Raw genomic sequence first — 15,273 nt, 5'->3', positions numbered from 1 at the left:
CCAACCCAGTGAATCCCCATGACAGCTTCGACCAGCCCACAGAGCGCCCCTTTCGGCCTCTGGCCTTCCCCTATCAGCGCCGCCACCGTGGCCGCCGGCGCCACCCCGCTGTCGCAGCCGCAGGCCGATGGCCTCGACGCTTACTGGCTGGCCGGACGCGCCAGCGAAGGCGGGCGCACCACCCTGCTGCGCCAGCGCGGCGCCGAACTGGTCGAGCTGACCCCGGCCCCGTTCAATGTGCGCAGCCGCGTGCACGAATACGGCGGCGGGGCCTACCTGGTGGCGGCCGGCACGGTGTACTTTTCTCACTTCGCCGATAACTGTATTTACGCGATCCACCCCGGCCAGGCGCCGCAGGCGCTGACCCGCCCGGGCAGCGCGCGCTACGCCGACTTTGCGCGCGACGCGGCGCGCGAGCGCCTGATCGTGGTGCGCGAGGACCATGCGCAAGCGGGCGCGCAGCCGGTCAATACCCTGTGCGCGGTCGGCGCCGACGGCAGCGAAACCATCCTGGCCCGTGGCAGCGATTTTTACGCGGCCCCGCGCCTGGCGCCGGACGGCCGCTCGCTGGCCTGGCTCAGCTGGGACCATCCGCGCATGCCGTGGCAGGGCACCGAACTGTGGCTGGCGCAGGTCAACCCGGACGGCTCGCTGGCCTCGGCCACCCTGGTCGCGGGCGGCCCCGAGGAAGCGCTCTGCCAGCCCGAATGGTCGCCTGCCGGCGAGCTCCATTTCGTGTCGGACCGCAGCGGATGGTGGAACCTGTACCGCCTGGCCGAAGGGTTGGTCCAGCCGCTGTGCGAGCGCGCCGCCGAATTCGGCACGCCGCACTGGAGCTTCGCGGTGTCGATGTACGGCTTTCTCGGCAACGGCGACATCGTCTGCACCTATATTGAAAACGGCGTGAGCCGGCTGGCCCAGCTCACCCCCGACAGCGGCAAGCTGACCCCGATCGTCAACCCATACGAAGAAATCCGCGAGCTGCGCGTGGGCGGTGGCGCGGCGCTGATCCTGGGCGGCTCGCCCACCATCGCCCTGGAACTGGCGCGCATCGACCTGGCCGCTGCCACCACCCAGGTGCTGGCGCACTCGATCAGCGAGCTGCCGGCCGCCGGCTACCTGTCGGTCCCGGAGAGCATCAGCTACGCCAGCGGCGGCAACGCCCAGCGCACCGCGCATGCCTTCTACTACCCGCCCTGCAACGCCGACGTCACGCCCGATCCGGCGGCCAAGCCGCCGCTGATGGTGATCAGCCACGGCGGCCCGACCGGCATGGCCGCCAGTACCCTCAAGCTGGCCACGCAGTACTGGACCAGCCGCGGGTTCGCGGTGCTGGACGTGAACTACGGCGGCAGCAGCGGCTTCGGACGCGCCTACCGCGATGCCCTCAAGGGCCAGTGGGGCGTGGTCGACGTCGACGATTGCGTGGCCGGCGCGCGCTACCTGGCCACGCGCGGCCTGGTCGACCCGCAACGCCTGGTGATCCGCGGCGGCAGCGCTGGCGGCCTGACCACCCTGTGCGCCCTCACCTTCCACGATGTGTTCAAGGCCGGCGCCAGCTACTACGGCGTGTCGGACCTGAAAGGCCTGGACGACGATTCGCACAAGTTCGAGTCGCACTACAACGAATACCTGATCGCCCCAAAGCCGGAATCGGAAACGCTGTACCTGCTGCGTTCACCGATCAACCATACCGACAAGCTGACCCGTCCGATGATCTTCTTCCAGGGCCTGGACGATAAGGTCGTGCCGCCGCAGCAGTCGGAAGTGATGGTGAGCGCCCTGCGCGCGGCCGGCGTGCCGGTGGCCTACATGACGCTGGAGGGCGAAGGGCATGGCTTCCGCAAGGCCGACAGCATCGTGCGCACGCTGGAAGCGGAGCTGTATTTTTACCTGCGCATCTTCGGCTTGACCGCACCCGGCCAGGCGGCCGTGGTGGCGATCGACAATCTGCCCGGAGCTGCATGAGCGGGCAAGACATGGCGATAACGCGGGAGCAGTTCGGCCGGCTGGACATGGTCGAGCAACATATCGCCGCCATGCTGGCCATGGCGGGCGAACCGATGGGCCGCATCCGCCTCCAGGAGCACCTCGCCAGCGCCGGCATCGCCGTCGCCAACGAGCGCATGGTCGACGCGATGGAAACCCTGCGCGCGCTCGGCGTGGCGGGCGAGTTGCAGCAGCGCGGCTGGATCGTCACGCCGGAAGTGACCTGGATGGCGCTGAGCGCCGCACTGAACGCCGGCACCTTCGGCCCGCTGGCCACCGCCTACGACAACCTGACCCCGCTGCGCCGCAACTGGGAAGGCTTCGCCATCCTGCGCAGCTACCGCCAGGGCGTGGCGCTGCTGCGCATCGCCCTGGCCAGCGGCCAGGGTCCGGCGCTGGTGGCGCCGCTGCTGGCGGCCTGCATGAACTGCCACGAAGCGGGCTACCTGCACCCGCTGGTCGACATCTGCGCGCGCCCGTTCGAGCCGGAGCTGTTCGCGCGCATCCATCCGCAGCTGCGCGACGAGGTGCTGCGGGTGCTGATGGAGAATGCCCAGCGCGAACCGGCCAGCGCGCCGCAGTTGCGCGTGTTCGCCGAACGCCACCTGGCGCAGGGCGCCTCGTCGATGGCGCTGCGTACCGTCATGGCCGAACACCTGATCCTGTGCGGCCGCCTGGACGACGCCTCGCACCTGCTGCACGACATGGACGATTCGATGGCGCTGTTCTACCGCAGCGTGATCCTGATGCTGCGCGAGCACCACGCCGAGGCGCTGGCCGGCTTTGACCAGGCGCTCAAGGCGCTGCGGCGCGAAACCGGCAAGCGCAAGATGACCTTTCCCGGCATCGGCGGCCACCTGTATGTGCTGGCGCTCTTGCGCAGCACGGACCCCAAGCACCACAAGGCGGCCGAGGCGTATCTCGACATCGTCACGCGCAGCGTGCAAAGCCACGATACGGCGGTCTACCAGCAATTGAACATGCTGCGCCAGATCCGCGGCGGCACGGTCGACGCGCACGTGCTGCCCACGCGCAGCTGGGAAAGCGCGCTGCAGCCGTTCATGTTCCGCGCGCTGCTGCATTACTGGCTGGCGTTGCCGCAGCTGGACGACAAGCGCGCCCAGCTCGAACAGATGATGACACAGGCGACCGAGGCCGGCTTCGGCCTGGTGGCGGCGCAGCTGGGCGCCCTGCTGGGACGCATCGGCGCCGTCTCGCGCGAGCAGGAAGCGATCGCCCTGCGCCAGCGCCTGCGCTTTGCCGACATGAGCGGCTGGTTCGAGCGCGAGGAGCCGTGGGAGCGCCAGCTCAACGCGCTGATCAACCTGCAGCCGGCGCTGAACGTGGAAGTGGTCAAGGAAGCGCGCCTGGTATGGGGCTTGCGCTTCGACCCGCTGTACGGGGTGCAGGATATCGAGCCGCGCGAACAGAAGCGCGACGCCCAGGGCGGCTGGAGCCGCGGCCGCGCCATGGGCCTGAAACGCCTGTCGGACGATGCGGCCAGTTTCGATTTCCTCACCTCGCAAGACCTGCACGTGGTGGCGGCCTTGAACGCCTATAAATACTACAGCGGCGGCGGGGTGCGCTACGAATTCGACATGGACAAGGCGGTGGCCGCACTGATCGGCCATCCGCTGCTGTTCTGGATCGACGCGCCCGGCACGCGCGTGGAACTGCTGCCGGGCGAACCGGAACTGATGATCAAGGCGCGCGCCGGCAATGTGACCATCACCCTGCAGCCGCCGATCCTGGACAACACCGACGACGTGTGCGTCACGCGCGAAACGCCAACCCGCCTGCGCGTGGTGCGCATCAGCGACGAACACCGCCGCATCGGTGCCATTGTCGGCAATGGGCTGGTGGTGCCGCTGCACGCGGAAAAGCAGGTGCTCAAGGCGATCGGCGCGATTTCGTCGATCGTCACGGTGCAGTCGGACATCGGCGGCAGCGCCGCCGACATCGCCCGGGTCGACGCCGACAGCCGCCTGCATGTACACCTGCTGCCTTACCAGCATGGCTTGAAGATGCAGGTGCTGGTGCGCCCCCTGCCCGACGCCGGGGCCTACTACCCGCCCGGCTCGGGCGCCGACAGCGTGATCGCCGACGTGAATGGCGCGCGCGTGGAAGCGCGCCGCAACCTGGACGCCGAGCGCGAGGCCGAACGCCAGCTGGTCGGCGCCCTGCACGTGCTGGAACAATCCGAATCGGACCATGGCGAATGGCTGCTGGCCAACCCCATCGAATGCCTGGAGCTGCTGGCCGAACTGCAGGAACTGGACCCGGCCAGGGTGCTGCTGGCCTGGCCCGAGGGCGAGCCGTTTCGCCTGGCGAAAAAAGCCGACTCCAAGTCGGTGCGCCTGTCCATCAAGCGCGACAAGGACTGGTTCGCCGCCAGCGGCGAGGTGCAGGTCGACGAAAACCGCATCATGGACTTGCGCACCCTGCTCGATATGCTCAGGGAGAATGGCAGCCGCTTCGTGGCGCTGGGCGACAACCAGTTCATGGCCTTGACGTCCGAACTGCACCGGCGCCTGATGGAGCTGTCGGCCTTCGGCACGCCGAGCGCGGACGGGGTCAAGGTGCATGCGCTGGCCAGCTTCGCGCTGGAAGACCTGGCGCAGGATGCCGGCAGCGTCGCTACCGACCAGGGTTGGCGCGACCATCTGGCGCACATGGAGCGCAATGCCGCCTTCGTGCCGCAGATGCCGAGCACTTTGCAAGCCGAGCTGCGCGACTACCAGGTCGAGGGCTACGAGTGGCTGGCGCGCCTGGCCCACTGGGGCGTGGGCGCCTGCCTGGCCGACGACATGGGCCTCGGGAAAACGCTGCAGGCGCTGGCGCTGCTGCTCTCGCGCGCGCCGCAAGGCCCGGCGCTGGTGATCGCGCCGACCTCGGTGTGCATGAACTGGATCAGCGAGGCGGCGCGCTTCGCGCCAACCCTCAACGTCAAGCTGTTCGGCAGCGGCGACCGTGCCGCCATGCTGGCCGAGGCCGGGCCGTTCGACCTGGTGATCGCCAGCTACGGCCTGCTGCAGCTGGAAGCGCCGGCGTTCGCCAAGGTGCGCTGGAACAGCATCGTGCTCGATGAAGCGCAGGCGATCAAGAACACCGCCACCAAGCGTTCGCAGGCCGTGATGGCGCTGCAGGGCGAGTTCCGCATGGTGGCCACCGGCACGCCGCTGGAAAACCACCTGGGCGAGTTGTGGAACCTGTTCCGCTTCATCAATCCGGGCTTGCTCGGCACCAGCGACCAGTTCAACCTGCGCTTCGCCGGGCCGATCGAACGGGCCCAGGACAAGCGCGCCGAAGCCGGGGCGCGCCTGCGCCTGCGGCGTTTGATCCAGCCGTTCATCCTGCGCCGCACCAAGGCGCAGGTCTTGTCGGAACTGCCGCCGCGTACCGAGATCGTGCTGCCGGTCGACCTGACCGAGGAAGAAACGGCGCTCTACGAATCGCTGCGGCGCGACGCCATCGCCAAGCTGGCCGCGCTGGAAGCGCCCGAGAGCCAGAAGTCGATCCAGATCCTGGCCGAGATGATGAAGCTGCGCCGCGCCTGCTGCAATCCGGCGCTGGTGGCGCCCGAACTGGGCCTGCAAAGCAGCAAACTGACCGTGTTCGCGCGCCTGTTGGGCGAGCTGCTCGACAACCGCCACAAGGTGCTGGTGTTCAGCCAGTTCGTCGACCACCTGACCCTGATCCGCAAGCATCTCGACGAGCGCGGGATCAAATACCAGTACCTCGATGGCTCGACCCCGATGCAGGAGCGTAAAAAGCGGGTCGATGCGTTCCAGGCCGGTGTCGGCGATGTGTTCCTGATCAGCCTCAAGGCGGGCGGGGTCGGCATCAACCTGACGGCGGCCGATTATGTGATCCACATGGACCCGTGGTGGAATCCGGCGGTGGAAGACCAGGCCTCGGACCGCGCGCACCGCATGGGCCAGCAGCGCCCGGTGACCATTTACCGGCTGGTGGCGCGCCACACCATCGAGGAAGGCATCGTCGAGCTGCACAAGCACAAGCGCGATCTGGCCGACAGCCTGCTCGAAGGCAGCGATGTGTCGGCGCGCATGTCGCCGGGAGACATGCTGCGCATGCTGCAGGAGGGGCTGCGCTGAGGCTATACAAGCTTGGAGTAGCGTCCGGAGCAATTCCATGACATCATGCGTTTCTATTAACCAATATTGAATTGAAGCCATGGAAGAAGAAATCGAATCCAATGCCGCGTCAGGTGCAAATCTCCTCGGTGTCAAGTCCTGGTTTGCCTACGCCCGCGTCGGCCTGCTGGCCCTCGTGCTGTTCGCCGTGGCGCTGCCGACGGCATTCCAGATCGGCACCATCTCCGCCCTCGTGGTGTTCATTGGCTCGGCGCTGTTTGTCGGCTACCGTATCCTGCTGCTGCGTAGCGTGCAGGTGTACTACGACGATACTGGTGTCTGGGTCTATTCGGGCGTACTGCCATGGAAGAAGGGCCGCCACGGCGTCCTGTGGCGCGACGTGGACAGCGCCACCTACATCCAGAGCTTCTGGAGCTGGAGCACACGCTCCTACTCGGTGCGCGTAGGGCACCGCTTCACGAAGGTCAGCGAAATTAACGAGACCAACATCGCCAACGGTCAGGAGGTCGCGGGCCGGATCAACGGACTGCACCAGGAGATGCTGCGCTCCGGCCGCGCAAGCTGAGTCGCAGCCGTTTCCATTTGTGACAAAGGCGCCCCGGCGGGGCGTTTGATGCTAATCTGACGCCCGCCGCATGCCTGCGGCTGCCCCCGCTTCTGTAACTACAAGGCCAATCACAATGATCAAAACCAAAATTGCACTGGCTGTTTTCTTGACCTGCTTCGCGCTGGCGCCCGCAGGCGCTGCCAAGCCGAAAAAACAGTCCAGGGCACACGCCACCAAGCCGGTGAAAGCCGCCAAATCGTCCAAACCCGTCAAACCGGCCAAGCCATCCAAAGCCGCAGCCAAGGCCGCCGCCATCGCCGCACCGGTCGCCGCCGCTGTCAGCGCGCCGGCCGCCGGCGCCGAACGCTCGCAGGACCGCCGCTTCAATACCGTCAGCATGCAATTTCTCGGCGCGCTGTGGCGCATCGATCCGGAAAGCGCGATCTATTCCGGCAAGTACGATGGTGCCGCCAACCTGACCATTCCGAGCGCGGCCACGCGCACCGCGCAACTGGCGTTTGCCGACGAGTGGCTGCAAAAGCTGGCCAAGATCGATGTACGCCAATTGTCGGTCCGGCAGCGCACCGACCATGTCCTGCTGGTCAACAAGCTCAATGCCGACCGCTTCTACCTGACCACCCTGCGCGAATTCGAGTGGAATCCGGCGCTGTACAACATCGCCGGCCCGATCGACCTGATTCTCGGTTCCGAATACGCGGCCAAGCCGCAGCGCCTGCGCACCCTGCTCAAGCGCCTGTCCAATGTGCCGGCCTATTACCAGGCGGCGCAGGCGAGCATCGTCAACCCGACCCACGAACACACGCAGCTGGCATTGCAGCAGGCGCCGGGCACCATGACGGTGCTGGCGGACCTGGGCAAGGCGGCCCAGGAATCGATCCTGAACCAGGCCGAAAAAGACTTGTTCGCGCGCCGCATCGCGGCCGCCGGCGACGCCCTGATCGGCTATGTCGACTTCCTCACCGAGCTCGATCAAACCCAGCAGGCCAGCAACACGGCGCGCTCGTTCCGGATCGGCAAGGCGCTGTATGAACAGAAGTTCGGCCACGATATCCAGGCCGGCGTGAGCGCCGAACAGATGTACCAGAAAGCGCTGGCCGCGCGCGAGCAACTGCTGGCGCGCATGGACGTGCTGTCGGATGATCTGTGGACCAAGACCATGGGCGGCGCCGCCAGGCCGGCCGACCGCATCAAGAAAATCGGCATGGTGATCGACACGCTGTCGGCCAGGCACGTCTCGCGCGACGAGTTCTTCCCCGAGATCCGGCGCCAGATCCCGCTGCTGCAAGACTGGGTAGTCAAGAACAAGCTGCTCACGCTCGATCCGAAAAAGCCGCTGGTGGTACGCGAAACGCCGCTGTACCAGCGCGGCGTGGCCGGCGCCAGCATCGATGCGCCCGGCCCGTATCGCCCGCAGGACCGCACCTTCTACAACGTCACTCCGCTCGACGGCCTCACGCCCGAACAGGCCGAGAGCACCCTGCGCGAATACAACCACTGGATTTTGCAGATCCTGAACATCCACGAAGCCATTCCTGGCCATTACGCGCAGCTGGTGTACGCCAACAAGTCGCCCTCCCTGATCAAGTCGCTGTTCGGTAACGGCGCCATGATCGAAGGCTGGGCGGTGTACGGCGAGCGCATGATGCTCGAATCGGGCTATGGCGAGAACACGCCGGAAATGTGGCTGATGTACTCGAAGTGGAACCTGCGCGTGGTCACCAACACGATCCTCGACTACAGCGTGCACGTGCTGGGCATGAACCAAGCCGAGGCGATGGACATGCTGACGCGCCAGGCCTTCCAGACGCGCAGCGAGGCGGGCGAGAAGTGGCACCGCGCCCAGGTCAGTTCGGTACAGCTGACCAGCTACTTCAGCGGCTACAGCGACATCATGGACCTGCGCGAGCAGCGCAAGCAGGCGCTCGGCGCCAGGTTCGACCTCAAGCAGTTCCACGAACAGTTCCTCGGCTACGGCAGCGCGCCGGTGAAGATGATCAAAGAGCTGATGCAGTAAGGAGAGCGCGATGCGTTATGTGTTTGGTTCGATTCTTGCGGCGCTTGCGTTGTACCTCGTCGCTTGCGTCGGCCTGTACTTCGCGCAGCGCTCGCTGATTTATTTTCCCCAGCCGCGCCGGTTTGGGGCGCCCGGTTCGCTGATCCAGCTGCCGGTGCCCGGCGCCACGCTCGACGTGACGGTGCGGCCCGACAGCGGCCCGCGCGCGCTGATTTACCTGGGCGGCAATGCCGAGGATGTCTCGGCCAGCCTGCCGCAGCTGTCGGACACCTTTCCCGGACAGGCGCTGTACCTGCTGCATTACCGCGCTTACGGCGGCAGTACCGGCAAGCCCACCGAGGCGGCGCTGTTCGCCGATGCGCTGGCGCTATTCGACATGGTCCAGGCCAGCCATCCGCAGGTGACCGTGATCGGGCGCAGCCTGGGCAGCGGCGTGGCGGTGCATCTGGCCAGTCTGCGGCCGGTCGCGCGGCTGGTGCTGGTCACGCCCTACGACAGCATCGCCGGCATCGCCGCGCTGCAGTTTCCGTGGTTTCCCGTGACGCAGATCCTGAAAGACAGATTCGACTCGGGCGTGTACGCCGCCAGCGTGAGCGCGCCGACCACCATCGTCGCGGCCGACAACGACGAGATCATCCCGCGCGCCAGTTCGCAACTGCTGCTGACGCGCTTCAAGCCGGGCGTGGCGCACTATATCAATGTGCCGCAGACCGGCCACAACACCATTGCGGACAGCCCGCTGTATAACCCCAGCCTGGCCGGCGAAGCGGCGCCGCAGCCCGCCATGAAGGTCAACTAGACGCTGCGGGAAGCGGCTGTGGTATTTGGCGCGTGTTGGGATGCAGTTGACTAGAGGCAAGTTACTTGCCTATATGCATCGTTACAATGTGTGAAGTTTCTGTTTAACTTCACCCAAAGGACACTGCCATGACGCCAGGCCCCAACCCCGCCGTGCTCATCGCCCTCACTGCCATGGCCCTGGCCGGCTGCGCCAGCAAGCCGCCGCCTGGCGCCGACACGCCCGCCCCCATCAAACCGCCCAACAGCCAGCTGGAGCATTGCCAGCGCTCGCTGGGCACCCTGACCCTGGTCGAGCAGGAGCGGCGGCCGTGGCTGAACCGGCTCGGCAGGGACGCCGAGCTGCCCGCGCCCCTGCCGCTGCTGCGCCTGATGGTACGGGCATCGAACTGCTTCACCCTGGCGGACCAGGCTTCCACGCCCAGTGAGCGCCCACTGACCAGCGCCGATTACACGGCCACGCCCTCGCTCAGCTTCGGCGACGAGGCCCCGGCCGCGCGCATCGGTTCGCTGCACGATGGCGCGCCGCAGCCATCGACCCTGCTGACATTGACCGACAACCGCTCGGGCGCCGAGCTGGCGGCGGCCCAGGGCAGCGCCAGCCACTGGCGCTTCGGCGCGGCGGGCGGCTTTTTCAACGGCGGCTTCGCCCAGGCGGACGGCTACACCAGGACGCCCCAGGGCAAGCTGCTGATGGCGGCCCTGATGGATTCGTACAACCAGGTGGTGCGCTCGCTCAGGCGCCACGCCGCGCGCGCCGCGGCCGGGCGGCTGGCCGACGCCGGCGGGTTCAGGCCGGCGCGGCCGGCGCGGCCGGATCCCCGACGTTCTCAATAAGCATCAGCAGGTCGGTCACGCCCAGGTCGGCGCCAGCCTGCGAGAGCAAGGTGCTGGCCTGTCCGCGATGATGGGTCTGGTGATTGAAAAGATGCAGCAACAGGTCGCCGAAACGCTTCTGCGACGCAATGCCCTTGGTGCTGGCGTAGTGCAGCACATGCTCCAGGTCGGCGTCGGCCAGCTGTGCGGTCAAGCTGCCGATCAAGCCGTCGAGCATGCGCCGGTGCTCTGCCAGCACGGCCAGGTCGTCGCTATGGATGGCGTTCAGCGCGCTGGGGGGCGCCAGCGCCTGCGCCGCCTCGAGCGCGCCGGAGCGCGCCGGATGGCTTGCGAAGCGCCGCAGCCAGATGGTGTCGGCCGCCACCAGGTGGTTCAGCGTGCCGAGCAGCGAGCCGAAGAAGGCGCCGCGGTCGGCCGCCAGTTCGTGGGCCGGAAGGGTGGCGGCGGCGGCGTACAGTTTCTGGTTCATCCAGCTGTTGTAGGCGGCCATCAGGCGCAGGTGGGACAGCTCAGACATGGTAGCCTCGCGTGCGCAAGTGATGGAGGACGGCGCCGTGGCCGCTGAGCAGCACCGACAGGCGGATCACGCTGCCGCTGCGAAATGTGAGCACGTACATGGCGCACCAGGCGCGGTAGTGCACGCTGCGCAGGTCGCGCCACAGCTCGTGGCGCTTGCCGCCCCACGGCGTGATGAACAGGATGCCGGCATCGTCGACCTTGCCGCGCGTGACGATCCCTTCGCACAGGCAGTACACGCCGCCGATGGCCAGCGCCAGCGCCAGCGCGATCAGGGCGGTATAACTGTCGTGCTCGCGCGACAGCGCTACCCAGGCCAGCACGGCCACGCCCAGCAATTGCAGGATGCCGAGCCGCTCCACGAAGGGCGCGAACTCCAGGCTGCCGTCGCCGGCGCCGGTGCGCAGGCGCGCGGCGATCCAGCGCACGGCGAACCAGGCGGCAAGGGCGCCGAAAATACCTGCGGCAAGGACCGACACACGCTCTCCTCAAGGGGCGCGGCCGGAGCGCCGCGCGGCTTGTCATTGTGCCTCACATCGCGCACGCTTGCTGTAGCCCCTGTGCAATTACGCACAGGCATCGTGCCGGAACGCTCGGGCGCGCCGGGCAAGTGCCTGATGCCGCTACGGTAGAATAATTTCCGGCTGTTACTTCCCGTGAACCGTCCCGATGGCTGGCCGCCCCACGCGGCACCCCTGCACGCCTACACCCGAGCTCTTCCCTGCAAGCACCCGCAGCCTTCCCGTATTTTCAAGATAGAAAAATGGAGACATCATGGCAATCACCACCTCGTTCGGCCGCTGCGCGGCTACTTTCCTGCTGTGCCTGCCGGCGGCCGCGCTGGCCCAGGTGCAAGCCGGTCCCGGCGCCTGGAGCGGCAACCAGACCTGGGGCGCGGACAGCGTCAACGGCGGTAACCTGGGCGGCTATTTCTACTGGCCGGCAAGCCAGCCTGTGCTGGGCGGCAAGCGCGCCCTGGTGCTGGTGCTGCACGGCTGCCAGCAAACCGCTTCCGGCGACGTCATCGATTCCGGGTCCGACAAGGGCTTCAACTGGAAAGGCGTGGCCGACCAGTACGGCGCCGTGATCCTGGCGCCGAATGCGACCGGCAATGTATCCGGCAGCCATTGCTGGGATTACAGCCTCAGCAACCACAACCGCGCCAGCGGCCACGATGGCGTGCTGCTCAACCTGGTAAGCCGCTTCCTGGGCGATGCGCGCTATGCGATCGACCCGAACCAGGTGTACGTGACCGGCCTGTCCTCGGGCGGCGGCCAGACCATGGTGCTGGGTTGCCTGGCGCCGGATGTGTTTGCGGGCATCGGCATCAACGCGGGGCCGCCGCCCGGGACCACCATCATGCAGATCGGCAGCGTGCCATCGGGCTTCAACGCCAGCACGGCGGCCAGCAAGTGCACCGCCATGGCCGGCGCCCAGCAAGGCAAGTTCGCCACCCAGCTCGCCAGCGTGGTCTGGGGCAGCAGCGACTACACCGTAGCCCCGGCCTACGGCCCGATCGACGCGGCGGCCATGCGCATGGCGTACGGCGGCAGCTTTGCGCGCGGCGCGACCGTGACCGTGGCCGGCGGCGGCAGCAATACGCCCTACACCGACAGCAACGGCAAGCTGCGCACCTCAGAGATGGCAGTGACCGGCATGGGCCACGCCTGGCCGGCCGGGCCGGGCGGGCAGAACAACCATTTCGTGGATGCCACCAAGGTCGATTACCCGGCCTTTGTGATGGATTTCTGGTTCAAGAACAATCTGCGCGCAAGTCGCATCGCCGCGCCCGTGATGACGGCCTGCAAGGCGAGCGTGGCCGGCAACGCTGTCACCGTCAGCGGCGCCGCCGTGGATGCCGCCGGCACCATCAGCAGCTACCGCGTGGTGCTTAACGGAAGCACCGCCGTCAACGATGCGGCGGCCGGCAGCGGCGCCAGTTTCAGCATCGGCTACGCGCTGGCCAACGGCTATTACAGCGGGACCGTCACGGCCACCGACGCCGGCACCGGGCAAACGTCGGCGCCCTGCACTCTGCCGCAATTCCTGGTGGGACCGGCGCCGGCGCTGCAGCCGCCGGCCGGCCTGAAGGCCGGGAACGCCAGCGCCAGCAGCATCGCGCTGTCGTGGAGCGCGGCCACTGGCGCGGGCGGCTACAACCTGTACCGCAACGGCAGCAAGGTCACGCCCACGCCGGTAAGCGGCACCAGCCATACCGATACCGGACTGGCGGCGTCCACCGCCTACACGTACCGGGCGTCGTCGGTGGCGAACGGGGTGGAAAGCGCGTTGTCGGCCAGCGTGAGCGCCAGCACCAGCAGCGGCTTTAGCTGCAGCACTGTCACGGCCAGCAACTATGCCCACGTGCAGGAAGGCCGCGCGCATGACAGCGGCGGCATGGCACTGGCGAATGGCTCGAACCAGAGCATGGGACTCAATAATCTGTTCTACACCCAGACGCTGGCGCAAACCTCGGCCGGGCATCATGTTGTGGGCAACTGTCCCTGAGGGCCGCCGGCGTCAATGGCTCTTGGCCAGGTTCTTGCCTTCGACCAGGACGTACGTCTTGCCATCATAGGCATAACGGGCGGGGCCGTCCAGGCGGGTGAGATCCGACGCCAGCCGCGGGCCCTCCCCGCCCTTCCGGCGCAGGTCTTTCTTGCTATCTTCCTGGCCCCGGAACTGGAATACGAGATCGTTGTACGCCGCGCCGCTGGCGGAGACGGCGAAGCGCCAGCCCGAGGTGACGTCGTAGCAGGTTTCGGTGTCGGCCGGTTCGCAGGCCAGCGCGCTCGCCGACACGGCAATGCCGGCGCCGGTGAGGTCGTGCATGGTTTCCGCGCCCAGGTCGTACAGGGACAGGTAGCGGTCGACATAGCCTTGGAAGGCGCCGCCGTACAACATGGCCAGCCCCGTTTTGCCGGGCGCGAGCCGCATGAATTTCGCCGTGCCGATGCGCTCCCAGCTACCCAGGCGCGCGATGTTGGCGTGGTGCCTGAGCAAGGTCCAGCGGCCATCGGCCTTGCGCAGGATGAAGACGTTGAGCAGCCCGCCGTCGGTATGCACGCGGATGCCATCGCGCTCGGCCCGCACCACCAGCGCGTTGGCCACCAGCGCGGCGTCGCCATTGGGCAGGAAGGCATGGGCCACCGGTTCGATGGTGTACATGCGCACGCCCGGCTCGTCCGGCTCGCCCAGTTCCATCGGTGCCTCGTTGGCGGCCGGATTGAATTTCTCGCCAAAGATGGCGTGCATCAGCACGGCCCGCTCGCGCAGGGCGGCGGCCTGGGCTTCCAGCTGTTCCGGCGTGGGCGGGAGTGGCGCGGGCGCGGCCGTGACAGCGCCGCCCGCTTCCTTGCCCGCCAGCGCCGGCACGGCGGCGGCGGCCGGCAAGGCAGCCTTGCGCTCGCCGCAGGCAGCCAAAAGGACGGGAAAAAGGATACTCAGAAACAGCGCGGCTGGACGCATCGGATCGCAAACGAAACAGTAAACCATCCATCTTACCTTACCGCTTGCCAAGCTGTTTCAAACCATTACGGCGGCAAGCGATACCCGAGTGCATCAATGCAGGCTTGCCCGCAGCTTGTTTGGCGCAGGCCGCGCCGATGGCCGATTCAGGCCGGTGACGATTGATGCATCTCACGGGCGCGCCGGCTGCGGCTCCTAGGCTGGAAGTGTCGGCGCGGCCGTCGTCGTTGCGGCGGCGGCCCGCCTCCGACTTCATGCCAAGGAGCCATCATGTCTACTCGTCTTCCACTTCCCCGCACCGCGCGCCGCACACGGCTGGGCGCGGCACTCGCCCTGATTGCACTGGCCCTGCCCGGCCTGGCGCTGGCCAGCAGCAACTGGTCGTCCGTGGGATCGACCGGCACGCCGGACGAACTATGCACCGGCCGCGTATCGTTCAACAACAATGACGCCGGCCTGGTCAGCGGCGCCACCGTCCTCAGCTGCACCATCCGCTACCAGGTGCACGATACCTGGGATGGCAACGGCATCCTGGGCGTGTATTCGGGCGCGCGCTTCACCGACAACGGCATCTACTCCGAGGTGCGCACGCGCCTGCGCGCGCACAACACCGCCACCGGCGTGCTGACCACGCTGGCGACCTTGTCGAGCAACAGCTACGCGCCGGCGGCGACCCCGCAAACGCGCTACCTGACCAACTGCGTCGCGCTCAACTTCAACGCCAACAGCTACTTCATCGAGGTCGACCTGGTGCGCACCGCCTCGCCGGCGGGGGCCATTCCCGGCTTGCCGGTGCTGGGCCAACTGCGCCTGCTGCGCTGCCAGTAAAGCCATCGCGGATGCGCGGCCATGCCGGCTCCACACTGTCCAGAGGAAGACCAATGAAGCGACTCATTTCCGAAACGATGCTGCTGGCCGCGCTCGCCGCGCTGGGCGCTTGCGGCGGCGACGACCAGCCGCCGCCCAAG

General features: G+C 67.3%; 11 protein-coding genes. 8 read left to right on the top strand and 3 right to left on the bottom strand.

Translation table 11 applies throughout. The features are described from left to right. Nucleotides 1–18: 18 nt before the first annotated feature. From PO883_RS29145 to PO883_RS29120, 6 genes are all read left to right on the top strand, one after another. Nucleotides 19–1,968 (top strand): prolyl oligopeptidase family serine peptidase, encoded by a 1,950-nt coding sequence (locus tag PO883_RS29145; protein WP_289312877.1) that lies wholly within the window; start codon nt 19–21, stop codon nt 1,966–1,968. Further along, nucleotides 1,965–6,104 (top strand): DEAD/DEAH box helicase, encoded by a 4,140-nt coding sequence (locus tag PO883_RS29140; RefSeq protein WP_289312876.1) that lies wholly within the window; start codon nt 1,965–1,967, stop codon nt 6,102–6,104. The genes PO883_RS29145 and PO883_RS29140 overlap by 4 nt, the downstream gene beginning before the upstream one ends. Nucleotides 6,105–6,183: 79 nt before the next feature. After that, a complete protein-coding gene (locus tag PO883_RS29135) occupies nt 6,184–6,669 on the top strand; it encodes a hypothetical protein (RefSeq protein WP_289312875.1) in 486 nt (161 codons plus the stop codon). 115 nt (nt 6,670–6,784) lie between these two features. Next, nucleotides 6,785–8,686 carry a DUF885 domain-containing protein gene (locus PO883_RS29130; protein WP_289312874.1) on the top strand — a complete coding sequence of 634 codons (1,902 nt, stop codon included), beginning with the start codon at nt 6,785–6,787 and terminating at the stop codon, nt 8,684–8,686. Nucleotides 8,687–8,696: 10 nt separating this feature from the next. Continuing rightward, nucleotides 8,697–9,485 carry an alpha/beta hydrolase gene (locus PO883_RS29125; protein ID WP_167086054.1) on the top strand — a complete coding sequence of 263 codons (789 nt, stop codon included), beginning with the start codon at nt 8,697–8,699 and terminating at the stop codon, nt 9,483–9,485. A gap of 128 nt (nt 9,486–9,613) precedes the next feature. Continuing rightward, entirely contained in the window at nt 9,614–10,321 is a 708-nt protein-coding gene (locus tag PO883_RS29120; RefSeq protein ID WP_289312873.1) for a hypothetical protein, read from the top strand. Here the strand turns inward: PO883_RS29120 and PO883_RS29115 are convergent. Both PO883_RS29115 and PO883_RS29110 read right to left on the bottom strand, forming a co-directional pair. Next, on the bottom strand, nt 10,275–10,838 hold the full coding sequence (locus PO883_RS29115) for a DinB family protein (protein WP_289312872.1): 564 nt from the start codon (nt 10,836–10,838) through the stop codon (nt 10,275–10,277). The two genes, PO883_RS29120 and PO883_RS29115, sit on opposite strands and share 47 nt — an antisense overlap. Beyond that, a complete protein-coding gene (locus PO883_RS29110; protein WP_289312871.1) occupies nt 10,831–11,316 on the bottom strand; it encodes a hypothetical protein in 486 nt (161 codons plus the stop codon). The genes PO883_RS29115 and PO883_RS29110 overlap by 8 nt, the downstream gene beginning before the upstream one ends. 295 nt (nt 11,317–11,611) lie before the next feature. Between PO883_RS29110 and PO883_RS29105 the strand changes: the two genes are divergently transcribed. After that, nucleotides 11,612–13,345 carry a PHB depolymerase family esterase gene (locus PO883_RS29105; RefSeq protein WP_289312870.1) on the top strand — a complete coding sequence of 578 codons (1,734 nt, stop codon included), beginning with the start codon at nt 11,612–11,614 and terminating at the stop codon, nt 13,343–13,345. Between the two features lie 12 nt (nt 13,346–13,357). On the opposite strand, the gene PO883_RS29100 is transcribed toward PO883_RS29105, so the two are convergent. Next, nucleotides 13,358–14,305 (bottom strand): hypothetical protein, encoded by a 948-nt coding sequence (locus tag PO883_RS29100; RefSeq protein ID WP_289312869.1) that lies wholly within the window; start codon nt 14,303–14,305, stop codon nt 13,358–13,360. 270 nt (nt 14,306–14,575) lie between these two features. On the opposite strand from PO883_RS29100, the gene PO883_RS29095 reads away from it, so the two are divergent. Beyond that, on the top strand, nt 14,576–15,133 hold the full coding sequence (locus PO883_RS29095; RefSeq protein WP_289312868.1) for a hypothetical protein: 558 nt from the start codon (nt 14,576–14,578) through the stop codon (nt 15,131–15,133). Nucleotides 15,134–15,273: the final 140 nt, after the last annotated feature.

The organism is Massilia sp. DJPM01, from assembly GCF_030348125.1.
GTDB lineage: Bacteria > Pseudomonadota > Gammaproteobacteria > Burkholderiales > Burkholderiaceae_D > Telluria_A > Telluria_A frigida.
This window is presented reverse-complemented; position numbering and strand designations above follow the sequence as displayed.

Coding starts and splice junctions, on each gene's coding strand:
- PO883_RS29145 (WP_289312877.1), top strand. CDS start 19: ATGACAGCTTCGACCAGCCCACAGAGCGCCCCTTTCGGCCTCTGGCCT.
- PO883_RS29140 (WP_289312876.1), top strand. CDS start 1,965: ATGAGCGGGCAAGACATGGCGATAACGCGGGAGCAGTTCGGCCGGCTG.
- PO883_RS29135 (WP_289312875.1), top strand. CDS start 6,184: ATGGAAGAAGAAATCGAATCCAATGCCGCGTCAGGTGCAAATCTCCTC.
- PO883_RS29130 (WP_289312874.1), top strand. CDS start 6,785: ATGATCAAAACCAAAATTGCACTGGCTGTTTTCTTGACCTGCTTCGCG.
- PO883_RS29125 (WP_167086054.1), top strand. CDS start 8,697: ATGCGTTATGTGTTTGGTTCGATTCTTGCGGCGCTTGCGTTGTACCTC.
- PO883_RS29120 (WP_289312873.1), top strand. CDS start 9,614: ATGACGCCAGGCCCCAACCCCGCCGTGCTCATCGCCCTCACTGCCATG.
- PO883_RS29115 (WP_289312872.1), bottom strand. CDS start 10,838: ATGTCTGAGCTGTCCCACCTGCGCCTGATGGCCGCCTACAACAGCTGG.
- PO883_RS29105 (WP_289312870.1), top strand. CDS start 11,612: ATGGCAATCACCACCTCGTTCGGCCGCTGCGCGGCTACTTTCCTGCTG.
- PO883_RS29100 (WP_289312869.1), bottom strand. CDS start 14,305: ATGCGTCCAGCCGCGCTGTTTCTGAGTATCCTTTTTCCCGTCCTTTTG.
- PO883_RS29095 (WP_289312868.1), top strand. CDS start 14,576: ATGTCTACTCGTCTTCCACTTCCCCGCACCGCGCGCCGCACACGGCTG.